The organism is Holosporales bacterium (assembly GCA_031263535.1).
Lineage (GTDB): Bacteria > Pseudomonadota > Alphaproteobacteria > UBA3830 > JAIRWN01 > JAIRWN01.
On the sequence record JAISFO010000033.1, the window covers coordinates 17266 to 41183 of the forward strand.

The following is a 23918-nucleotide window of genomic DNA, read 5'->3' on the forward strand; positions in this document are numbered from 1 at the left end:
AAATCGACTGCACGTCTAACGTAAATTATCTATGGTATTAAATAAATAACTATACTGAACAAAAAGGCACGACTCGTCGCCGTGCCTGATAAACGCTAAACTATCAAAAAATCTAGCAGTTTTTAGAAATCATAACCACCGCCCATATCGGGTGCGCCAGGGGCCATTGGCTGCTTTGGCTCTGGACGCTCGGCAACCATGCATTCGGTTGTTGCTATCAATCCTGCAACCGAAGCGGCACTTTGTAAAGCGATTCTTACGACCTTGGCTGGATCAACGATGCCGGATTTGATCATATCGACATACTGACCATTCTGCGCATCATAGCCCAAATTGCTATCAGCGCTTTCAAGCAGCTTGCCAACCACCACAGAGCCATCATCGCCAGCGTTATTGCTGATCTGACGAACAGGCTCAGGCAAAGCGCGCCTTAGGATATCAACACCAGTCTTTTGATCATCGTTTGCAACTGAGACCTTGCTCAAGACCTTAGCAGCATACAGCAACGATGCCCCACCACCAGCAATAATGCCCTCTTCTACAGCTGCACGAGTGGCGTTCAAAGCATCCTCTATCCGGTCTTTCCTTTCCTTAACCTCAAGCTCGGTCGCACCGCCTACACGAATCACTGCAACCCCGCCAGAAAGCTTAGCCAAACGTTCTTGCAGCTTCTCGCGGTCATAGTCGGAGGTACTTTCCTCAATTTGCGAGCGAATCTGCCCACAGCGAGCATCGATGTCTTTCTTAGTGCCAGCTCCGTTAACGATGGTCGTATCTTCTTTAGTAATGATAATCTTCTTGGCGGAACCAAGCATATCCAAAGCCACGTTCTCAAGCTTAAAACCAAGCTCCTCGCTTATAACCTGGGCGCCGGTCAGAATCGCAACATCTTCAAGCATGGCCTTCCTTCTGTCCCCGAATCCAGGCGCTTTGACAGCAGCAACCTTCAAACCGCCGCGTAGTTTATTAACAACCATAGTCGCCAACGCCTCCCCTTCGATTTCCTCCGCTACGACAAGCAGCGAACGACCGCTCTGCACAATGCGCTCAAGCACCGGGATAAGCGGCTGAAGGGTCGATACTTTCTTATCATGCAAAAGAATATACGGATTCTCAAGCTCGCAAACCATTTTCTCGGAATTAGTAACGAAGTAAGGCGAAGAGTATCCGCGATCGAACTGCATCCCCTCAACTACCTCAAGCTCAGTCTCCAGAGATTTAGCCTCTTCAACGGTTATAACGCCTTCCTTACCAACCTTATCCATCGCGTTGGCAATCATTTCGCCAATAATGCGATCGCCATTGGCAGAAATCGTCCCGACCTGGGTTATTTCCTCTTTGGTTGAGATCTTTTTGGCAATGGAAGACAAGTGCTTAGTCACTGCCTCGGCAGCAATATCGATGCCTCGTTTAAGATCCATAGGGTTAACCCCAGCGGCAACCACTTTAGAAGACTCACGCACAATTGCTTGGGTCAAAACCGTAGCGGTAGTGGTTCCGTCCCCAGCCAAGTCGTTTGACTTGCTGGCGGCTTCCTTTACCATTTGGGCACCCATATTCTCAAACGGGTCTTTAAGCTCTATCTCTTTCGCTACACTCACGCCGTCTTTGGTCACCTTTGGGGCACCAAAACTGCGCTGTATGACAACGTTGCGTCCCTTTGGCCCCAGCGTCACTTTTACAGCGTCCGACAGTAAATCCACCCCCCGCAACATACGAGTACGAGCGTCACTAGAAAACTTTACATCTTTTACAGCCATTTTTATTCCTCTTTAATAAATCTGTAATCTTTTAGGCAACTATACCCAGGATATCGGACTCTTTCAGAATCAGATATTCCTGGCCGTCAAATTTGACCTCAGTACCGCCCCACTTGGCAAACAGCACCTTGTCGCCGACCTTCACGTCCATGGGCACAATATTGCCCTTGTCGTCACGCGCGCCACCGCCAACTGCCAGCACCTTGCCTTGGATAGGCTTTTCTTTTGCGGTATCCGGTATGATGATACCTCCGCTGGTCTTTTCTTCCTGATCCAACCTTTGGACCAGAACTTTATCCTTTAAAGGCTTGAATTTGTTCATGATCACTTTCCTCTAAAAACAACAACTTTTTAGCACTCGCATCCAACGAGTGCTAATACCTTACACATTTACATATTTAATGCAAATACTTTTATTAATATTTTTTTAATAAACCAATTTTAAGTAATCAATAGCAGAGGTCAGCGATTATCGAGGATGACATTATTTATTGATCATGGTAAAGAAGATGAAGTACTATCTTACGATTTATTGAGGCGCTTATTATGGTGACTGGTGGTGCAAATAGAAAAGACATGGGGGGGGGCCTACCCCCCTCTTTGGCACTAGTAGTGAGGGACAGCTTTGCTCTGAACTAGGGGTTAGGTATTGCGATAATTATGTTTCTGAAGAAGCCAGTACTAGCTTTACGTTATCTTTAGATAGAGCACATAACTTTAAATTTAGTAACGGCTTCAACTTAAGAAAACTTCAGTTCGAAGAACTGTCAAACAAGGAAGCCAATAAGGCTTCCGAGCCTTGCGTTAGCAAGACCAAGCTGAGAGACGCTCAAGTACTATTCAGTTGGTCGTGAAAGAATAGCGCGGGGGAGGGGTAAGAGGTCAACAGTAAACCGAAGTTAAAATACTAAAATTTTCGTATTTTTCTATTTTTTATTTGCCTTGATTCGCATCAATGTTGTAGTCTTCCTTCAGATATTTCGCTATGGAATAGTCATGATAGGCGCAAAGCGTGCTGGAGCTAGAGAGATTGCCCCCCCCCCCTCCTTCTCTTTAGCACTAGTGCTGAGGGGCAGTCCTGCTCTAAATTGAGGGTTAGGTGTTGCAGTGATTTTAAACCGAATGATGATTTTAATCTAAGAAGAGTTCAGTTCGCAGAACTGTCAAACGAGCAGGCTAATGCCTGCGAGCCTTGCGGCAGCAAGCCCAAACTGGGCCTATCTAACATACAGATCGCTGGCTGTTCAAATTCTCACGATGGGTTCAGCAAATTTGCATCAATGTTGTTTATGGCCTCATCGATAACATTTTTATCTGGATGCTCAAGTCCAAGTAAAGATTCCTTTCGCCCACATCTGTACCTAGGCGTGACCAGTAATTACTCGGACTCAAATGCTACTCTGGAGCCAAAGTATTTTGTACCTGAAACAAATGCCGGCGGCGGTCTTACTGGAGCTGGTTGGATTGTTTATCGTGGTGGTATGAGTATAGTAGGTGCTCCAGCAGTCAATTATGCGGCAAATGGTATTATTGTACATGATGTAGACAAGGATTTAACCGCAAAAGCCTCAGGAATTGGTACTGGCGCACTAGTTGGTCTAGAGATGAAAGTTTTTAAGTTGCGGATGTCTTTAGAAGCTGATTGTTCCAATATAAACTACGGAAAAAAATAAGCAGATAGATAGTCTGCTTGACAATTTCTCTTTTGGATTGTCCTATAGATTTGGTTTGAAGATAGGTAACTATTTCACTCCTTATCTACTTGCAGGAATAGAGTTCAATACACTCAACGGAGTAGAACTACCTTGTCTCAGGAATAATGGAATCGCTAGATATAATTTTCCTGTTGTTGGCACTGTAGGTAATTTTCCTGCGGATAGAGTAGCATATTGTAGAGAAAACAACAAAATTATCCGTAATAATCGACTGGGATGTGGTTTTGAGCTTGCTTTTTTTAAGCGTTTCAAGTTCAGGTTTGATTTTTTTTGGATTCGCAAAAGTAAATTTGATTGTAATTTTTCAACAGAGACGATTGTATCAGGACCGGGATGGGTAGATCGTTTGGGCAACAGGGAATATAAATTACCTTTGAGGCACAAGAAATTCTCCACTCGCTTCGGTATCATTATGGATTTGTAGATTATTTAAGCAGTACTTGAGCCTCTCTTAGTTTGAGCTTACTGATGCAGGATTTAAAGGCAAAAGTTGGGCGATTGAGGTAAATTGGGCGACGCTTATATCCTCAGCCCGGGCATTATGATGAACGCCTACAGACTCCATTATCGACGCGGGGTTTTTAAACAAACTGCCAAGGGCTTTTATAACCATTTTTCTTCTGTGAGCAAAAGCTATGCGGCAGAGCTTCTCTATGCTTATAAAATCAACATTACTTGAGGGATTAGGGATAATTTCGACTACAGCCGAGTCTACTTTAGGGGGTGGAGTAAAACTTTCAGGAGATAAATCCATAACCTTTCTGGCACTAGCTTGATACTGAACCAGTACGCTTAGTTTGCCATATGCCTTTGTTCCAGGAGCGGCGCAAATCCTGTCAACTACTTCTCGTTGCAGCATCAGGTAAAGCGCGCGGTAACTTTGCAAATCCTCAAGCCACCTAAACAGCAGCTGTGAAGCGATATTGTACGGCAAGTTGGCGATAACGACTTTCGGCGAATCAATTCGGTCATAATCGAACGATAAAGCGTCAGCATGTAATACCGTTAGACAGTCATGCTGGCTTTCCATTGGATGCAGAAGATCAACAAAACGCCAATCTTTTTCCAAGGCAGTAATGCTTTTGGGTTTGGCTGCCAGTATCGCTTTGGTCAGGCCGCCGGGACCGGGACCAACCTCAATCACATTAACTCCGACTAAATCGCCGGCTTTTAGGACAATTGCCTGATTAATTTGGGGATTAAGTAAAAAATGCTGCCCAAGGGATTTTAAGGCGCGTAGTCCATTCAGATTTTCTTTAACGAACGATTGCCCGCAAGACGCATCTTTGAAACTACTTTTCAGTGCAGAGGCCTCAGTTAATATAGGCCATCCTCTTAAGATCACGGAAGTATTGCTCTGCCATCATGCTAAGCCGCCTTTCCGTTAGCATATTTTTTATATCAGCCAGCGGTGGCGGAGCCATGACCTTGCTGACCTTATCCCACACGACGATCAGAATTGCCCCTTGAGGGAACAGCATAGGTTCACTTATTGATTTTGCCGGTAGTTTTTCAATGATGCCTTTAAGTTGAGGCGTGATCTCATCAAGTGAAACTGATTCAACCGGACTTAGTTCTATGTTAGGCGAAATTGAGGCTATCTCAGCTATTCTGCTGAGCGGATTCATCCTTGCCTTAAGCTTCTGCGCTTCGGCAAACACGCTTCGCGCCTCGTCATCTGAGGTTATCTGGCCGCCAGGAGCATGCATTATCACCTTTTGCAACTTAACCTCGTGGACGAGCTTCTCTCCTTCGTCCTTCTTGCCGTGCGCCATCAGTATTACATAAGCATTGCCAATATTAATTGGGCTGGAAACTGCGCCTACAGCGACAGAGTTGGCAAGACGAGCCTCGTGAATAGAAATCTGACTGCCAGTTACCCAACCAAGCCACCCTCCATTTACAGCCTCGGGGGCTTTGGAAAATTGCTGCGCCAACATAGGAAAATTACTGATAGGCCCGGACATTAATGTGCCGTGAATTTTATGCGCCATCGCTTTGACTCTTTTTTCATCCTTGTCCGATTCTATAGGCAAATAAATACGACTTAGCAGATAGGCCTTTTGGGTCAGCTGCTTTCTGATGGCATCTTGCTCTTTAATTGCCTCAGCATCAGAAGCCTCAATATTATTCGCAAACATTTCATGCATTATCGTGTGCCATGCGACCTGAAGGAATATTTGTTTTTTGAAAGCTTCGAAAGGAATGCCGTGCTTTTCCAGCAGGCGCTTAAAAGCATCCAATTCTAAGCCGGCACGCTTGGCAATGTTTTGAATAGAGCTCATGACCTGCTTATCCGGAATCAGCTCCGCTCTTCTTATTTGTCTTTTTATCCTATTAAGTTCTTGAAACTTTATATTGTCGCTGATCAAAGCCTCGATGACTTGCTCTCGTACGCTTTGAGCAAAGTCTTCAGTATACTGCCGGCCCATAGATAAAGCGATTATTCTGGACTTTATCTCGATATCGCGTTCGGTTATGGCCTCACCATTAACTTCTTTAACAATAACGCGGCGACCTGACGCTGCCTTTTCAGCCTTAGCAGATGACCAAGCAAGACCAGCGGCAATCGTAAAAGCCAAAGCAAGTAAATTCTTATTAACCTTCATACTCTTTGTGTTTTCCAAAAAATGAACTAGATTGTAAAAACTCTGCTTAGTTTAACAGCGTTTTGGCATAATTTCAATCGGGCAACTTATTCGAAGTGAATATTTTTTCTAAGCACTTTACGAAGACTTTGTTGGCAGCAACGCTTCTTGTTACGTTTGTGCTGACATTTCTGGTGTGGATAGAGCAGTCCGTCCGCTTCATCGACCTTATTACCAAAAAGGAAATGAGAATTGGTGAATTCGCTCTTCTGATGCTGTATTTGATCCCGGATTTGCTTGGCATAATCTTGCCATTGGCTTTTGCCCTTTCGTGTGGGATTGTGCTGACAAGGCTGCGTGAGACAAATCAGTTAACCATAATTCAGTCGGCTGGCCTGCCTTTATCTTCAATAGCGCTTACTGTAATAAAGGTTGGCTCTTGGGTTATAGCGTTTTTATATTTAGTAAATTTCTATTTTGCCCCGTACTCGCTGCGTCAGTTTAAAAATATCCAGTTTCACATCAACCAAGATGTTGACCGATTGTTTAGTGAAGGTAATTTATTGAATCTTGAGGGGAAAGTTGCGATTTTCGTAAAAAAAATCTCTAAAGGTAAATTCCAAGGAGTGGCTGTATTCGATCAGCGCTCTGCGCAAAAACAAATCGTCATTCAGGCAGAAGAGGGTTGTCTGCGCCAAAATGGATCGAAAAATCAGCTTACGCTTAAGAACGGTGAAAGGGCGTCGATTAACCTAAATTCCGGGACTGCGACGCGATTCAGGTTTAAAAATTATTCCAGCGATATATCTTTGGGCGAGCTTGTAAAGCTAGATTCGCGAGATATAAAAATCTATGAGCGATATATATACGAGCTGTTTGATATAAACCTGTTCGGGCCAGATAACCCGCTTGAAAAGAAAATGCAAGCCGAGGGGCACCAAAGAATCATAGCGCCTTGGCTAGCGCTTATATTTGCCTTAATTTGCTTTTTAATAGTAACGAGTCACGACAAATTTCGCCAAAGTACGCTTAAAAACATTATTATTGCCGGCGCTTGTATCATCGCCATACAAGGCTTTAATTTGGCGGCATTCAACCTTTCCCACAAATATTGGCAGTTTAATATCGTCAATTATGCCGGAATTGCCACTGTTCTTATTGTGGCCATGTTGCTAGTATTCAAGCCTGCATCAGGGAAATAGCGGTTGATCCTACATCGGTACATCATAAAAAATCAGGCCAAAATGCTTTTGTTTATGACCTGTATTATTTCGGTTTTGGTTTTCACAACGGATTTTATTGAGACCGTAAGAGTTGAAATTGCTCAGCAGCATACAGTTTTCACCATCCTTTATAAATCGCTTTTCAAATTCCCATATATAGTTCTGAGCGTGTATCCGTATATCTTCTTAGGCGCTTCCGGTATAGTTTTGTGGAGGTTTATCAAATCGAATCAAATAACAATAATTAAGACCATAGGCTTTAAGGATATAAGTATCCTAAAACCTCTTGTAGCGTTTGGTTTTGTAATCGGCCTGTTGTGGTTGGCGGTTTTGCAGCCAATTGCCTGCAAGATGTACCTAAAAGTGATGAATCCGGAACTGATCGCCAAAATGTATGCCGCGGACAGCAAGATGGAAAACATTTGGTTGCATCAACGGACCGAAGACGCAGAAACCCTGATTCATATAGATGAGCTTCACAGCAAAATTGCCACAGGAATCAGCATATATTCACTGGATAAAACTGGGATTTTGTGCAGCAAAATAATGGCTAAAGAGGCCTTTCTTTCGGACAAAGGATTTTTTCTGCACGATGGGATTTCATCGGATTCCTCTAATGAAAGTATCACCAAATTCACTGAAAAATTTTTTAAGACGAATATTTCAGCGGACCATTTTGCCAGCGAATTCAGGCAGTCAGATTTCATGGGAATCTATGACTTAATAGAGCTTCTTATCCTGCGCTTAGATGCCAATCTGGGGTACCAAAAGCTGTTAACGCAGATACATTCCTTGCTGGCGATTGTTTTGCTGACGGCCATTATGCCTTTGTTTGCGGCGGTTCCTTGCATGGTGCATTCTAGAAATTACAGAGGCATACATGCATTTTTTCTGTTAGTAGTGGGGTCGGTGTTCATGTACTTCGCCCTAAATGTCCTAAGAATGCTGGGCTTAAGCAAAACGCATCCGCATGTTCTGTTGGTTTGGATTCCCGTACTGCTGCTTGGTTTTGCAAGCCTATGCTTCATAAGCATACGAGAAAGACGCCATGCGGTTTTCAGCTAAGTACATCATTACAGTTTCGCTGGCGATAAGCGCCGGTTTAATTCTGGCCCAGGAGGATAAAACCTTAGTGATTCTGTCTGCTGATCAAGTTCAGTATGACAACAAGAACAACGTTATATCCTTAAGCGGCGGGGTAAAGTTGGCTTATGGCGAAGAGGTTTTGGAAGCCGACTCAATTGTCTATGACCGGCGCAAAGATACGGTTGAGGCTAAAGGTAACGTTACCCTCCATTGCAAAGACCAAACTAGGTTCCAGGCAGAATATTTTCAGTTAACTTCTAATTTAAAAAAAGGGGTCGCCAAAGAACTTAGGGGGCTTCTTAATAAAAAAACACGCGTTTCTGGACGAAGGATGGACTATAACAGCGGCGGCGTGACGACTGTCGACAAAGCGCTGTATTCCGTATGTGAGAACTGCAAGAGCGATAAAGATAAGCCTTTGGTTTGGCAGATAAGGACAGAAAGACTTGAATACGATCAAAGAAGTGAGCACATGACCTGTCAGAACGCATCTGTCGAGTTTAAAGGTGTCCCCATCTTATACACGCCGTATTTCTCGCACCCAAGTCATAAAAAAAAGAGCTGTAATGGCTTATTATTTCCCAAGTTTGGGCACAGCAGCGATCTAGGTATTATTTTGGTGCCAGGGTATGTTTGGTCAATATCCCCCTCACAAGAGTTTTTGATGAGAACGGTATTAACCAGCTCTGCTGGCGGAGTGCTGTGGGGAACTTATGCGGCTCGTATAATGAATGGAGAAATCAAACTAGATTCAAGCATCGGAAGTTCTACAGGGGCAAAGTATAACAGGGCAGATCTTACATCTACTGAAAACAAAGAAATTGGCCGGTTGAGAAAGCGCGGATGGCGTGGACACTGTTTAGGATACATAAAAAAGGATATGAACGATAAATGGCGAGCATTCGCCAACGTAGATTGGGTGTCTGATAAGACTTACCTAGCAAAATATAGAATGCTGCGTCCCAATTTGCCTACGCTAATCGAAAGTAACGTAGGCGTTGAATTCTTCAGCGATCGCAGCTATGCCACAGTGAAAACAGCCTCATATCAAAATTTATCAGTAACGGATACTGAGTCAAAATATATACCTGTCGTGCTTCCCATAGGGCATGGAAGCTTTGTATTTACGCCAGAGCTGATTGGCGGACACGTTGAAGTAACCGCCCTTGCAACACAGATGTTATTTCGGCATTCTTTACTTGAACGACGCGCGTTTGTTGGTGCTAAGTGGACTAGGAAATGGCTGATCCCTGGGGGACACGATATAATGTTTCAAGTCGGCGGTATGGCCGATGGATGCGCGGTTTCCGAAAACTTCAGCAATCGGTATAAAGACTTAAAATTTTTGACCAATGACAGCAGTGCCGGAAGGCTTTATCCCAAGGGTGCGTTGTTTTGGAGGTGGCCGCTTGTAGCCTCTGGCGAAAATACTTCCTGCATTTTTGAACCAGTAGTAGGCACGGTTGTTACAACTACGCTTTCAAAAAAATATGCTGAAATGATCAATTCATCGAGTCTGCTCGCTCGGTCGTTTGAGCTTAACGATATTAATTATGTCAGCCCGTCTTACTGCGACAGCATTTCCGATTATGTAGACAACGGAAGTCGGCTTGTTTGCGGGCTTAATGCCATGACATACTATAAGTCCAAAAAAATATTACGCACTGCGATTGGTCAAAACTATAACATTTCAAAGCCTCAGCTGGATTTACACTATACCAGCGGAGTACGTCACCGATGGTCCAATATGGTGGGACTGGGTGAAGTTTATCCGTCCGAAAAAAGCCGCGTTTATTACAGATTTTGCTACGCCAAAGAAACCAATGAAATGATTCGGCAAGAAGCGGGGACCAGCGTCACTGTGTTCGATGATGCTAACGTTTCATTCGATATATTTAGGGGCAAACACTATGCGATCAACCCAGTAAAAACACATTACAAAGGCTGCAGGCTAGCCTTAGATACCCCGCTTGGTGGATACTGGCGCGGGGATTACGCAATCGTACTGGGTGAGAAGTACAAAACCTTAAGCTATCGAGTTGGGGCTAAATATGATGACGAATGCTTTGTTTTTAATATATGGGTCGAGCACAGCGCTTACGTTATAAACGACATCAAGCCCTGTACAAATATCATGTTTTCCTTAGAACTTAAGAGCATAGGCCAAATTGCCTTTTAATACAGGCAGCGATTGAATATTTACTGAACGGCTAAGTAACGCTCAGCTTCATCTACAAGGCTACTTATTACCTCGCCAATGCTGAGTTCTTCCTTCACAAGGCCAACGGCCTGCCCAGCCATAATTGAGCCACGCTCTACATCCCCCTGGATAGCCGCACGCCTAAGAGCCCCTGCCCAAAAATGTTCAATCTTTAACTGACCTTCTTTCAGGTCCAGCTGCCCAGCCTCAAATTCGGCTATCACTTGTCTTTGTAGGTTCATAAAATCCTGATAGGCTTCATTTTTTAGTGCGCGAACAGGAATAACCGGAAACTTTTTATCAAGTTGAACGGACAAGACTGCATCTCGTGCGTTTGCCCTAAAGAAAGCCTTCTTGAAATTCGGGTGGGCGTTTGATTCTTTTACACAAGCGAACAAAGTCCCTATCTGACAGCCGGATGCGCCCATTCTTAAAAAGCTTGCCATCATGGGGCCAGTTGCTATTCCGCCGGCTACGAACACTATTTGATCTTTAAGCGACGGCAGTATTTCCTGTGCCAAAACCGTCAAAGCAGTTGGCCCTACGTGGCCTCCAGCTTCATGTCCCTCTATAATCAAGGCGTCCGCCCCCATCTTTAAAAGCTTTTGCCCAATGCTTAAGATAGGGGCAAAACACATCAGTTTTAATCCATGCGATTTCGCCCTTTCTATGATTTCCTTGCTTGGCAGGCCTCCAGCAAGCACCAAGTGTTTTACGCCGGTTTTAGCAACCGTGTCGACCAGATCCGACAGCTGAGGGTGTGCGGTAATCAAGTTAACGCCGAACGGTTTATCTGTTTTTTTCTTTGTCAGGGTGATTTCGTGCTCTAAATCTTTAGGAGGCATAGCCCCGCCAGCCAGTACGCCAAAACAGCCGGCGTTCGATATCGCCGACACAAGATCCGAGTCTGATAACCATGTCATTGCCCCGCCAAGAATGGCGTATTTGGTTCCTAAGAACCCGGCGCCTTTTTCAAAAAGAATATCCAGTTTACCCATATTTGTTTTAGCCATTTTATCCAACATCTAAACCACACGCGGAGTGAATTTTGCTAAGCACAGTTTCTGTGTACTGCTCATTTACTACAAAGCTAAGCCTATTTTTGGATCCGTCTACTGAAGCGTAATCAACTCCGATGGATTTCATACTTTTTTCTATCGCCGTATTTATCTCAGCGTTACAAAAGATGTCGTATCCTATAACGCTGACTTTACTTTGGCTAGCCTCATAAGGCATTGCGGTAATGCCGATCGCAAGATGAGCTTTCTCAGCAACATTATCACTTATTGCCGTTCCAGGTTTATTGTTGAAACTAGAGGCTACGTTAATTAGAACGCCGTGTTTCACAGCACACTCAACCGAATATCCTTGCAGCACCTTAGCGCCATGAGCGGCCATTTCAAACATCAAATCATAAGATAAAGACGCAATTCTATGCGATTTTGGAACCAGTCGGGGATCGGCTGTATACACCCCATCCACATCGGTGAATATATCGCATCTTTTGGCAAATAGCGCGCCGGCAACCGCAACTGCCGTTAAGTCTGACCCGCCACGGCCAAGCGTTACCAAGCGACTATTCGCTGTTATTCCTTGAAATCCAGCAATAATCGGCACAATCCTTGAAGCAATACATTCATCGATAATTTCGCAGTCAACATGAAGCGTTTGCGGCATAGGCTCGCCACAGGGGCTGGATTGTACTTTTATGGGCAACTGCCAAGCTAAAACAGATCGTGCCTTAACCCCAATATCGACAAGGGCCGCAGCAACAAGGCCTGCTGAGACTTGCTCGCCGGCTGAAATTATCACGTCATATTCATTGCAGTGTTGATCCGCATTAATAAGCTCAGCCAAACGCACAAGCCTGTCAGTTACACCACCCATCGCCGACGCGATAACGACGGGAACCTCGCCATTTTTAATGCTTTGCGAAATCCTTGCAGCAGCCTTCTTGACTCGCTCTGTGGTGCCCAGCGAAGTGCCACCAAACTTTTGCACCACAATGTCGTTTTTATGCGCGGTCACAGTTGCCGTGTCCACAAGGCTATGTCAAAGATATCGGCTTGCTATCCAGAACTTCATCTTTCGATGAAACCGTGTCCTTAACGCCGCTTTTCTGTCGATAGTCGTATATGGTTTGCTTGGCCTCTTCTGTGGACACTCCACTGGCTAACAAAACCGCCTCAGCCAATTGAAGGCTTGGCTCTAGCACTTCAGGCGTTATAACATTCACACCTGCTTGCCTTAATGTTTTCACAAGATCGGATCCATAAGCACGAACCCATACCTGAAGCTTTGGGAAATTACGCAGCAGCATAAGCGCTGTGCGGGATGAGGCCGTATAGCTGTCAAGCGTAACAACAACCAATCTGGCCTCTTTTACGCACAGCAAATTGAACACTTCACTTCGCCTAGCATCACCGAAAAACACCGGCAGCCCTCGCGCCCGCGCCGAGCTGACTCTGGCCATGTTAAAGTCAATAGCCACAAACTGAATAAGATGCTGAGCAATGGCCGTAGCAATGGCTTGCCCGCTGGTTCCAAAGCCGGCGATGATAACGTGGTTTTCCAACTTATCATCACCACTCAGCACAGATTGAACGGAAGTCTTGGCGTCGCGTTTATCTACTGCGTCGCCTATAATCCTGGCAATCATTGAAAACAAAGGCGTAAGCGCCATGGATATCGATATTGCTAAGCATATAATTTGCTGCTGTTCTAAGCCAACAATGCCTGTTTTGACGGCCGGCAGTATAAGAACAAAGGCAAATTCACCCCCGGCGCAAAGTAAGGCTGCTGCGCGTATAGAGGACGACCTGATCAGTCCAAACAGCCTGCACAATATAAACAGAATACTGAACTTTACCGCTATAATCGAACCCAAAGTCTTAGTAACGCTATAGAAATGATTGTACAAAACCATAAAGTCTATGGACATGCCGACGGTTGTGAAAAACAGCCCAAGCAGCAGTCCCTTAAACGGTCTAATGTCGGCTTCTATTTGGTGTCGGTATTCAGTGCCAGCAAGAAGCATGCCGGTAAGAAACGCCCCAAGCTCCATTGACAACCCGATTGACAAAGTCGCTGACGCAGCGCCAAGAACAATCATTATCGTCATCGCCATAAAAGTCTCAGAACCCAGCCTGGACGCCCATTTGTATACGGGTTTAAGTGCCTGACTTCCAACTGACAGCAAAAGCGCCAATACAACCAGCGCCTTAACAACCGCAATCACGCTGTTTGTTAAGTTTATCGTTCCGCCATGTTGCGCCAAAGGCAGCAAAGCAAGGGCCAGTACTACGGCCAAGTCTTGAAATAAAAGTACCGCGAAGCTTGCTTTACCGTACTGTGCGGCCAAATCGCCTTGATCGTTTAGTATCTGGACAGCCACCGCAGTCGATGACAGCGATACTGAAAAACCAAATAGTAAAGCCTCGTACAGACTGGAATTTTTCCAGAAAAACAAAATACAACCATAGGCTATGGCCGAGATAACTACCTGCAGGGACCCAAGACCAAAGGCATAGGTTTTAAGCGCCTTAAATTTTTCTAAAGGCAGTTGCAGCCCTATGGTAAACAGCAGTGATATTACGCCAAAGTGTGCCGCAGCCTCGACAAATTCACTGTTTGATATTATACCGACGCAATTCGGACCCATCAGTGCGCCCGCCACCAAATAGCACAGTACAGAGCTTATATTAAACTGCTTGGATAAAGCAGCAATAACCACCGCTACAGCCAAAAACGTTATGATCTCAATCGAAAACAATCGATAATTCCCAAAAATCCTTTTAGAATAATAATCATGAACACGATCTGTTGCATCAAAAAAACTCTTGACAGAACCATAATTTGTTCAGATCTGAACTTTTAAGCAACGATCTAGTCCATTTAGATCTTTAAAAACCTTCTTTACGCGGTATCCTTGCGCTTCAAAAATCCTGCTGACATCAGGGGTTTGGCCTGCCCCTACCTCAAAAAAAGCTGCACCTACGTCTGGGCGCAACAGTTTTCCTAAGACTTTTGCGATTTCTCGATAGCAAGCCAAGCCGTCTTTGCCGCCGTCCAACGCAAGACGAGGGTCAAAATTTTTTACGTTGTCTGACAGGTCCAAAATCTCTTCGCTGGGGATATAAGGCGGATTAGCCACAATCACGTCGAATCCACCGTACAAAGCCTGACCCCAACAGCCGCAGATAAAATCAGCCCTACCACACACCTTAAGGGATTTAGCGTTTCTAACCGCTACCTTTAGCGCTTTTTCAGACAGATCAACGCCAATTCCGTATGCATTTCTGAATTCGTGCAGCAGGGTTATAAGCAGGCAACCACTTCCTGTCCCTAGGTCCAGAATCCTTATTGCAGCACTGGGATCGCTTATATGCTCTCTCACCGCTTCTATTACCACCTCGCTGTCTGGCCTAGGGTCCAGAACGTCCTCATTTACATAGAATTCATGATTCCAAAACCACCTTTTATGGCATATTTTTGAGGCGGGCTCTCCGCACAGGCCTCTTCGCACATACGCCAAATATCGCTGCACCTCGTCATCAGACAGCGCTTGGTCGTTGTGCAAAAACAGGCACTTGACTTCTATGCCCGTAAGATATGCCAGCACATGCTTGGCGAAGGACTCAGCCTCATCACTTGCCTCAAAACGCGACATTATATCTTTGGCCAATTTCAAAGCCGTACTTAGATGCATAGATAACGATCTAAAAGCAACGTAGCTTTAAGGTTAAGCTACTAAAAATCGTGTTTAGTTAACAATTTTATTTTTGCAAAAGACTGTAGCGCGCGTGCCAGATGGATGCAATTTTATCGATAGTTTTTTGTGGCTAGCGGTGGCTGGGGGACCTGGATTCGAACCAGGGTTGCCCGGTCCAGAGCCGGGAGTTCTACCGCTAAACTATCCCCCAATGATGATTAGGCATGTTCGCTGCGCCATAATAAAGTACAGCGCTCACCCTGCCATAAATACCGACAAAAATCCAGTCGTAGGCCCCAACGGATCATACAAAATGTATTGGTGTTCTTCAGCTCATTAAGTTTCTGACAGGCTTTTGGCAACATACTGCGCCCAAAGATCCGGCCGACGAGTTCTGGTAAGATTCTTTGCGATGAGGTTTTGGAATGCCTTTGCCTTAACGTGATCTCCTGTCAGCAGAACGTCAGGAATCGCCTGATCGTTCCAATTTTTGGGCATAGTGTACTGATCGTGTTCTATTAGTATATTACTAAAGGTATCTGATTGCGCCGAGGCGGGATTGCCCAATACACCAGGTAAAAGCCTTACACATGCTTCTATAACCGCCATAGCCGCAACTTCCCCGCCGGCTAAAATACTGTCACATATGCTTATTTCTTGTATGCCATATGAATTAAGAACCCTTTGATCAACGCCTTCGTACCGCCCGCATAAGAAAACCACGTCTGGCTGAGCGACCATGTCCTCAGCTAACTTTTGATTGACCAGCTTACCGCGCGGCGACAAATAGAATATAGGCGCGCCTTTTCCATCATGCAGATCACCAAGCGAATCAAGCGCGCATGAAACAACATCTGGTCTTATAACCATGCCGCCTCCGCCTCCACATGGCGGAGCGTCCACATGCCCATATCGATCTTGCGAAAAATCTTTAAGGTTTACTAAGTGCAGTTTCCATATTTGCTCCTCAAGGGCTTTTCCAATTAAAGAAGCACCAAGAACACCAGGAAATACTTCTGGAAACAGGGTTATGACATGCGCTGTCCAAGGAATGCTCATTTGCTCTAGGGCGTCACTATGCCATCAGAACATGTAAGTCAAAGCACAAGCCAGTCGGTTTACAATGATGTGATGCTCACTGGCCATCCATGCATAACCATAAACGTACTCTACGCCAAGCTCTAATACGTCCGGAATAGGCGTCCAAACTAGATTTGCATGCACAGAATAACCACTCTTAAGCGTGCTGACTTTGTTTTTCTTCAAATCGTTGGCCAAAGCAGCATATGCAAACCCTATACCAAGATTGCTTCTAATCTCATGCGCTTTATCCCAGTAATGCTGTATCGCCAAAACCGTCCCAAACGACTTCTGCTTGTCAATGTCGTTTTTGCCGTAGTCTCCGGAATTCTTGACATAGACGCCAGATATCGCGCCGTCACAAATATACCGTCCAGCCCCATTCCCTACTCGCAAGGAAGCGGTAAAAATGTCCAGCTCGGTCAGATAAAACTTTCCTTCAGCCATTAAGCCATACCCCGTGGCTCTGCTGAACTTATTATCTTTGTGCTTTATCCTCAGACGACGCAAAAGACCAGCAAAGGACAGCTCCATACCATCTAATTTATACACAAACTTTGAGACTAGGTCTGGAACAATGTCTAGGGAATTTGACCGATTAGCGTCATATTTTTTGGCCGCCTCTCCACTTTTATCAACACCATCCGTTTCTGGATTTTCCATCGCCACCATCCAGATTTTGTCTTTATCTGAAAACTCATAAGTATAGCGAATCTGCGGCTGGCGTATGCAGCAATCGCCCGCCGGACCAGTTACGTCAACTCCATCTATCATGCCGGACAAAGAGCTGGCGAACAAAGAATTGGTCTGTCCTATAAGTAAAGGTCCAATACTGACATATACGTGTCTGCACCGTGGTTTAAGTGCGTTTGTCACCTGCTCATCGCTGTCAGATTCTCCATTAAGATCAAGTTCGATTTTGGTACTGAAATCTTTAGTATCTTCGCCCCAAGCAACAGGCGTAATCGTGGAAAAACCTAAACGACTGTTTTTCGCCCCCCACCTGAATTCTCCAGTCCGATCATTTGTACCAGCCTTAACAGCTCCGGATCTTAAATCGCTGAATATATTAGGCGTAGCATATCCTTGGCCAGTTGGATGATTTGCGTAAGAGGCATTAAACGCAATCCTTCCATCAAACTTCCAATAGCTCTTCATACTTTCGGACTTGATGTGACCTTTATATTTATTATCCTTAACCGGCTTTAGCGCGGCATTGTCGCTTACGACAGCCAAAGCCTCTGTTGGTTTGATCTTTTCGACATGTTTTTTACTTTCGGCGAGGGCTTTTTGTTTCTCTTCTGCCTGTTCTGCTCTGATCTCGGCCAGAATCTCAGCCTTAAGCTGTGCCTTTAATGCTGCCAATTCCTCGGCCGATAATTTAGCACCCAACACCTGCTCGCAACCTGCGGCCAGTAGATAACCACCAATCCCAACGGCCAATACTCTTTGCCACATAACCACCACCTAATACCCAATGCACTCTGTCAATTTAAGTCGATTTATAAGAAAAGTAAAAAAGTAATTAGAAAAACCTCTTTAATATTTTTTCATAAGTTACTTTCGGACATGTGCTGTTGATGCAAAGTAGACCACAACCTTAACAACTGTCAGGCGTGTTTTGGTTGTGCCAGCAAAGGCTTAGATGCCAACAGCGCTAGGCAGGAAATAAACAAGCTGTATATGAAAGCGTATTTACCGCCGAAATTACTCCATATTTGTCCAGCCAATGTAGATGCTAGAAGGTACGAAATACCAGCCATAAAACAGTATATACCGATAGCAGTGGCCGTAACATGCTTGTCGGCCTTTTCACTTATAAGCGAAAGGAACAGTCCTTGAATGGCCGTCATTTGTCCCCCCCACAAAAACGCACCTAAGCAAACACCTAAAAGCGATTCTATGAAGATGAAAAACAGATTTGCACAAATCATGCAGATCATGCAAATTCTTATCATAGTAGCTCTTCCAAACCTGTCTGCATAAAATCCTATAGGAAATGACATAAGCACTTGACCAAAGCTGACACACATGCTTTCAAAACCCGTAGAGAACACGGACAAATACTGGCTTGCATATATTGGCAGCAAGACTTCGCTGAAGTGACCAATCTCAAATATAAACGCCAGCAGGATGATTTTCCAAAATCCAAAATCGAGCGACTGTAGATATTTTTTCTGAAACGGATTTTTGATTCGTTTGTCTTTTGACGCTATCTTAGGGGGCTTTATCCTAAACAGACAAATTATAGAAATAGCTACTGGAATGACCGCACAGCAAAATACAAGCCTGTAGTTATTGCAGCTAATATACATGATAATTATCGCTACGGGCGGACCCAGAAGCGATCCAATTGTCTTTAAAGATCTGCTAAAACCATAAGACTTAGCCCGGCTTTCGACTTTACTTACATCGGCGATTAAAGCGTCTCTAGTAGTGGCTTGAAATCCATTCCCCAATCTTTCGATGGATTGAATGATCGTTACCATTAACGATGAGGCGGCGCTTGCCAACATAGACCTGGCAAACAGAGTAGCCAAGCATCCGATCAAAAGAATCGCTTTACGCTCGCAAAGATAGTCGCTTATAACTCCAGCGAAAATGCGACATACGAACGAGACAAACTCAACTATGCCATCGACAAAAGCGACTACAGATTCATCTACGTGCAGCTCGGTTTTAAGGAACATCCCGATCTGGCTGTAAACCATGGTTGTGGACATTCCCAAAAACAATCCGAAAAACGAAACTGCAGACACAGCCTTGGGAATAGTTTTAAATGCAGAAAAAAAGCCCTCGGATTGAGGGCCGGATTGTACAGAAAGCGAATCTTTTTTCTTTTGAGATTGTTGTAAATCGCTCATTTCCCTGCCCTTTACCAACAGCTTAAATTCACTAGATTGCGATGAATTGTAACATATTCATAACATATTTGAATGGGGGTTGGGTAGAGCTAATAAGTGAAATTTGAAGGTTAATGATGCGATTCAACTAGCTTAATAAAGCTCTATACTTTAATTCGGCCATTTTCCAGTCTTCTTCGGTATCAATATCTTGTACCATAGACTCAGGCAGCACATAAGCCAGCGTTTTTGGCGGCACTAAAGTTTTTTCCTGTAATAAAATTTCGGTTTTACAAAAATAAAACATTCCGGCGTCAAAATACCCTTCTTTAAGATCCTGTGATCGCATTTGTTGTGCTTCTTCATTGTCTGGTATCAAAAGCCCATCTTGTATCCTAAGCACCCATTCCACTGGTACGGAATATCTGCACACGGGCATCAGAGCATCATGCTCAGCGAATTTATCATAGGCATTTTTCAGCAATCCTGCCGTTAAAAATGGGGCGCAAGGCATAATGCAACAAATATTATTGAACGTCTTGACTAGATCTTTATAGGCATATATTACTTCTTCAAGAACATCGAATGTAGGAGCTTGATCACTGCTAGTTTCTTGACTACGCATAAACGGAACATTTGCACCATATTTTTTAGAAACGTTTGCGATTTCGGGACAATCGGTTGAGACCATTACTTCATCAAAAATACCGCTCTCTACACAGGCGACAATGGGATAAGCAATTATCGGCTTACCAAAAAACTCTTTAATGTTTTTCTTTGGTATACGTTTAGATCCACCTCTGGCAGTGACAATTGCGACATTTTGCATAGTACGATTACTACATTAAATTAACTGGCAATAATCAAACTTCTTGGTAGCCGCCATACAAATCTTTCTTTAAAACCTGTACACAATAAAAATCCTCAATGTCGCTACAATTAATTGTATTGCAGCAAGGATTAAAGTAATCATAACGAAATTTGTAAATCTCTTTGTATGTTCCAAAAGACTTGAACATTTTACCACAATCAATTTTATACGTATAGGCATCAGCTTCTAATTTATGATGATATTTTCGTTTCTGCGGATATGTAGGGCAAAAATCACCTATAACCAAGACTCCACCATCGGCTACACAACCATCTGCATTGGCTATACACTGAAAAATAGACTCTCTATCTATCCAGTGTAAACAGTAGCCGAGTATTACTAGATCAAACTTAGAATTAAAAATCCCCCCCCCCCTGATCTCGCAGAAATATCTCCACAATACAACTCAAGACCAAACTTAGATTTCCCATAGGCAACTGCTTTCTCGGAAGCTTCAATTCCAACAAATCTGCGACAATCTTGAAAAATATCTTTCAATAAGCTAAGCCTATACCCACTACTACAACCAAACTCCATTACTGATTTTGGCTTAATTAATAGACGAGTAACAATGCTACCAAGTACATCCGTTGATAAATCTTGCTTTAATTCAAAATCCAGATTTTCGGCGAAGTAACGATTCCCTTCACCATTGACAAATAGTTCTTTCTGATTCATTATAAACTCTTACCTTCAACTTGTTTAATTTAGTCTTTTGAATCCGCTGTGACAAACTTTACTATCTACAAAAGCCATCATATCTGATTCAGACATAAGGCTCATTTTTCCAAACACTTCATCGACTGAATTTGCATAATCCCGAATATATCCATCCTTATGCGCATATGAGGCATAATACAAAGTGGATGCCAAAAAGCCATGCGACAGCATGAGCTTGGTGAAAACAGTCTTATATAGCAACGGATTATTCGATAAAAACTGAAAATGCCCAAGTGGATAAATGCCAGATATATCTATTTTCAACCCATGTTTATCTGCTTTTTCTTTCCAACAATCTTGTACCGCTTTTCCGGACTTCATAAGGTGCGAAGGAACGTTCAAGGCTTTCATTTTATTAATTGTGGCTAGAGCTGCTGTTGGCCCTATCCTTTCCGTCCAATAGGTGCTGGAGATAAACGATTCCTGCGCAGATTGCATGATCTGCTTTTTACCTACAACAGCCGCCATCGGATAGCCATTGGATAAAGCTTTAGCAAACACAGCAATATCCGGCTCTATGTCATATATCAGATGCGCTCCGCCGACATTCAACCTAAAACCAGAAGTGACTTCATCCACTATAAAAGCAATATTCTTTTTCTGAGTAAAAGCCCTAATGGCGGCGATAAAGTCTTTATCTGGGGGAGAATTGCGTACGGCTTCTAAAACAATTGCGCCTAATTCGTCGCCATGCTTATAGCTGAGCTCCAAAAATTCTTCTACATCATTATAGTTAAACGGGATAGAAGTCTCAAAAAGTTGTCTCGGTATTCCTTTTGGTTTTAATCCAGGCAGTAGGTGGCCATCCAGAGACTTATCAGAAGCTAAATTCGCACTAATATACCAATCGTGCCATCCATGATATCCACAAAATAAAACCTTATCCTTTGATGAATAGGCTCTAGCTATTCTAACTGCTATGGCCAAGGCCTCACCACCACAGCGAGCAAACCGCACCATTTCAGCCCAAGGATGCAGCTTTAGAAGCTGCTTAGCTAGTTCAACTTCCTCGTAACAGTTTAACGAGGACATCGAGCCTCTATCTATTGCCTTTTTGACAGCAGAATCAACATCATCGTCCGCAAAACCCAAAGCACATGCCCCTATGCCCATGGATATCATATCGATGTACTTGTGGCCCTCTAGGTCAATTACCTCACAGCCCTTAGCCTCTGTGTAATAATTTACCCACCCGTCTGGGACAAACATTTCCGGCCGCTTTGACAGCAACTGAGTCCCGCCGGGGATAATACTTTTAGCTTCGTTGTATGCTTTTTGGTTTTTTGACACTGTATAATTCAAACTTTTTAAGTTTAATAGCGCTTAAGCACTAGCGTAATACTATACCGCACACCATCCCCCGTCCACCATTAAGTTATGACCGGTGATGTAGCCCGCTTCGTCAGATAACAGAAAGCTAACAGCCGGAGCTACTTCTTCTGGCTTTGCCATTCTGTTTAAGGGACATTTTTTAGAGTATTGTTTCACAAAAATTGGACTTTGGTTGTCAAAAACCCCACCTGGAGACACGCAATTGGCCCTTATGCAAAATTTACCAAAGTAAGATGCCAGATATCTGGTGAAGTTTATAACTCCACCCTTAATGGCTGTATAGGCCGCATGAGGCTGCATGTCGGTGTTTTCATATATATTAAAGTCGTTTCCAACAACGCCGTATATAGATCCGAAATTGACCACAGATCCAGCCTTTTGCTTTTTCATTACCTTAAGAGCCTCAAAGCAAGTGTAGAATACACTGTTAAGTTGTAAATCTACGTTCTTCGTCCAAGATTCAACAGAAATCTCATCAAACCTTCCGCTGAAGTCTCTAGTTCTTGGATAAGCGCAATTTACCAGGCCATCAAGCCTTCCAAATCTGGCAATTACCTCACTAATACTTTGCTTCACTGAATTATAGTCGCTGATATCGCATTTAAGCGAATAGTTGTCCAAATCACCATCAACCGCAGTATCAAAGTTGATACAGCTGCTGCCTTTACTTCGTATATCTTTGACAACAGCTCTGCCGATAAGACCGCATCCACCAGCTACCACAATCACTTTGTCATGCAGCATCAAAACCTCACATAATTCACGTCGGCTTTTGCCTTAGCGTAGCTTTGTGGTGTGCCGATATCAAGCCAGTATCCCATTATAGGGAAATGTCTGACGTTTTTCTTGTGATCTATAAGCAAAGCTACAAAATCTGTAGCGTCAAAGGACTGACCACCCGGAATAAGGTTTATACACTCATTTTTAATCAAATAAATACCAGCATTTGAATGATAGGTATACGTTGGTTTTTCAGTCAATGAGTCAACCTTATCACTACTGACATTCAGAACTGCGTATGGAACATCCACTCTTACGTTTGACGTCGCCACAAGCATATCGCTATCTGTTTCTTTATGCTGATAGAAAAAACTGTCAAAATCTATATTAGTAAGTATATCGGCGTTCATTACCAGCACATCATTGTGAACAAATTTCTTCACTAAACCAACAGATCCAATGGTTCCCAGCGGAATCTTTTCTTCAATGTAATGGATATTGATATGCTTATAGGCTTTGTTTAGATACTCTTTTATCTGGCTTTTCATGCAATTTACAGATACATGAAAATCCCGTACTCCATATTTAATCAGCCTGTCTATATTATGTGCGATTATTGGCTTTCCTGCCAAGTCAAGCAAAGGTTTTGGAATGTTGTTGGTATGCGGCTTAAGGCGAAGTCCTTGACCTCCGGCCATAAGCACAGCGTCCATCGGCAAAATCGCCCGCATACTTTTCAGATCTAGCAGATCCTTGATTGTTCCATCGTCAGACAGGACCGGAGCTATCTTCAGCTTCATCGATTTTAAAAACCTGATTTTCTCGTAATCATTTATGTTTGAAATGTAATGAAAGTTTGTGCACATCACCTGTGCGACGCTGTCGGTCAGCGCAATACCAGATATTAAGGATCGCCGGATATCTCCATCAGTCAGCGAGCCGATTAAAGTACCATTATCGTCTATTACAAAAATAGTAAGAATCTGCGTATCCGAGATCTGATTAATCTTACTTAATGCGGCAAGAATAGTTTCGCTCTTGTGAATTATGAATTTGTCTATTTCCATAG

At 43.7% G+C, this 23918-nt stretch carries 21 protein-coding genes and 1 tRNA gene; 5 read left to right on the forward strand and 17 right to left on the reverse strand.

Annotated elements, in window-relative coordinates; translation table 11 throughout:
* Positions 1–122: 122 nt before the first annotated feature.
* On the reverse strand, positions 123–1760 hold the full coding sequence (groL, locus tag LBL30_03980; GenBank protein ID MDR1032250.1) for a chaperonin GroEL: 1638 nt from the start codon (positions 1758–1760) through the stop codon (positions 123–125).
* A gap of 31 nt (positions 1761–1791) precedes the next feature.
* Positions 1792–2082 carry a co-chaperone GroES gene (groES, locus tag LBL30_03985; GenBank protein ID MDR1032251.1) on the reverse strand — a complete coding sequence of 97 codons (291 nt, stop codon included), beginning with the start codon at positions 2080–2082 and terminating at the stop codon, positions 1792–1794.
* A gap of 766 nt (positions 2083–2848) precedes the next feature.
* Here groES and LBL30_03990 point away from each other — a divergent pair.
* Entirely contained in the window at positions 2849–3433 is a 585-nt protein-coding gene (locus LBL30_03990; GenBank protein MDR1032252.1) for a hypothetical protein, read from the forward strand.
* Between the two features lie 55 nt (positions 3434–3488).
* Positions 3489–3899: a hypothetical protein gene (locus LBL30_03995; protein MDR1032253.1), complete on the forward strand. Its 411-nt coding sequence runs from the start codon at positions 3489–3491 to the stop codon at positions 3897–3899.
* Between the two features lie 27 nt (positions 3900–3926).
* On the opposite strand, the gene rsmA is transcribed toward LBL30_03995, so the two are convergent.
* The gene (gene rsmA, locus LBL30_04000; GenBank protein MDR1032254.1) at positions 3927–4820 is read right to left on the reverse strand and encodes a 16S rRNA (adenine(1518)-N(6)/adenine(1519)-N(6))-dimethyltransferase RsmA; all 894 of its coding nucleotides are present in this window, start codon (positions 4818–4820) and stop codon (positions 3927–3929) included.
* Positions 4789–6084, reverse strand: coding sequence for a peptidylprolyl isomerase (locus tag LBL30_04005; protein ID MDR1032255.1), 1296 nt, complete (start codon positions 6082–6084; stop codon positions 4789–4791). The genes rsmA and LBL30_04005 overlap by 32 nt, the downstream gene beginning before the upstream one ends.
* Positions 6085–6179: 95 nt before the next feature.
* Here LBL30_04005 and LBL30_04010 point away from each other — a divergent pair, with 95 nt between their 5' ends.
* From LBL30_04010 to lptD, 3 genes are read left to right on the forward strand one after another with little or no spacing between them, the layout of a single operon-like run.
* On the forward strand, positions 6180–7265 hold the full coding sequence (locus LBL30_04010; GenBank protein MDR1032256.1) for an LptF/LptG family permease: 1086 nt from the start codon (positions 6180–6182) through the stop codon (positions 7263–7265).
* 3 nt (positions 7266–7268) lie between these two features.
* Entirely contained in the window at positions 7269–8351 is a 1083-nt protein-coding gene (locus LBL30_04015; protein MDR1032257.1) for an LptF/LptG family permease, read from the forward strand.
* Positions 8335–10551, forward strand: a complete 2217-nt coding sequence (gene lptD, locus LBL30_04020; protein ID MDR1032258.1) for an LPS assembly protein LptD — start codon at positions 8335–8337, stop codon at positions 10549–10551. Before LBL30_04015 ends, lptD begins: the two co-directional genes overlap by 17 nt.
* Positions 10552–10571: 20 nt before the next feature.
* Here lptD and LBL30_04025 read toward each other — a convergent pair whose 3' ends face one another.
* The 13 genes from LBL30_04025 to LBL30_04085 all read right to left on the reverse strand — a co-directional run bounded on the left by LBL30_04025 (position 10572) and on the right by LBL30_04085 (position 23916).
* Complete coding sequence (locus LBL30_04025) at positions 10572–11585, reverse strand: nitronate monooxygenase (GenBank protein ID MDR1032259.1); 1014 nt, start codon at positions 11583–11585, stop codon at positions 10572–10574.
* Position 11586: 1 nt separating this feature from the next.
* A complete protein-coding gene (locus tag LBL30_04030) occupies positions 11587–12615 on the reverse strand; it encodes an aspartate kinase (GenBank protein ID MDR1032260.1) in 1029 nt (342 codons plus the stop codon).
* 4 nt (positions 12616–12619) lie between these two features.
* A complete protein-coding gene (locus LBL30_04035; GenBank protein MDR1032261.1) occupies positions 12620–14344 on the reverse strand; it encodes a cation:proton antiporter in 1725 nt (574 codons plus the stop codon).
* Between the two features lie 87 nt (positions 14345–14431).
* The gene (gene prmC, locus LBL30_04040) at positions 14432–15280 is read right to left on the reverse strand and encodes a peptide chain release factor N(5)-glutamine methyltransferase (protein MDR1032262.1); all 849 of its coding nucleotides are present in this window, start codon (positions 15278–15280) and stop codon (positions 14432–14434) included.
* A 140-nt stretch (positions 15281–15420) separates the two neighbouring features.
* Positions 15421–15494: transfer RNA gene (locus LBL30_04045), tRNA-Gln, on the reverse strand.
* Between the two features lie 125 nt (positions 15495–15619).
* Positions 15620–16342 (reverse strand): tRNA (guanosine(37)-N1)-methyltransferase TrmD, encoded by a 723-nt coding sequence (trmD, locus tag LBL30_04050; protein MDR1032263.1) that lies wholly within the window; start codon positions 16340–16342, stop codon positions 15620–15622.
* A 24-nt stretch (positions 16343–16366) separates the two neighbouring features.
* The gene (locus tag LBL30_04055) at positions 16367–17821 is read right to left on the reverse strand and encodes a hypothetical protein (GenBank protein MDR1032264.1); all 1455 of its coding nucleotides are present in this window, start codon (positions 17819–17821) and stop codon (positions 16367–16369) included.
* A 152-nt stretch (positions 17822–17973) separates the two neighbouring features.
* Positions 17974–19227 carry an MFS transporter gene (locus LBL30_04060; protein MDR1032265.1) on the reverse strand — a complete coding sequence of 418 codons (1254 nt, stop codon included), beginning with the start codon at positions 19225–19227 and terminating at the stop codon, positions 17974–17976.
* 127 nt (positions 19228–19354) lie between these two features.
* Positions 19355–20035 carry a pseudaminic acid cytidylyltransferase gene (pseF, locus tag LBL30_04065; GenBank protein ID MDR1032266.1) on the reverse strand — a complete coding sequence of 227 codons (681 nt, stop codon included), beginning with the start codon at positions 20033–20035 and terminating at the stop codon, positions 19355–19357.
* Between the two features lie 381 nt (positions 20036–20416).
* Complete coding sequence (locus LBL30_04070) at positions 20417–20755, reverse strand: hypothetical protein (GenBank protein ID MDR1032267.1); 339 nt, start codon at positions 20753–20755, stop codon at positions 20417–20419.
* 24 nt (positions 20756–20779) lie between these two features.
* Positions 20780–22087 carry an aminotransferase class III-fold pyridoxal phosphate-dependent enzyme gene (locus tag LBL30_04075; protein ID MDR1032268.1) on the reverse strand — a complete coding sequence of 436 codons (1308 nt, stop codon included), beginning with the start codon at positions 22085–22087 and terminating at the stop codon, positions 20780–20782.
* Between the two features lie 51 nt (positions 22088–22138).
* Positions 22139–22873 carry an SDR family oxidoreductase gene (locus LBL30_04080; GenBank protein ID MDR1032269.1) on the reverse strand — a complete coding sequence of 245 codons (735 nt, stop codon included), beginning with the start codon at positions 22871–22873 and terminating at the stop codon, positions 22139–22141.
* The gene (locus LBL30_04085; protein ID MDR1032270.1) at positions 22873–23916 is read right to left on the reverse strand and encodes an NTP transferase domain-containing protein; all 1044 of its coding nucleotides are present in this window, start codon (positions 23914–23916) and stop codon (positions 22873–22875) included. The genes LBL30_04080 and LBL30_04085 overlap by 1 nt, the downstream gene beginning before the upstream one ends.
* Positions 23917–23918: the final 2 nt, after the last annotated feature.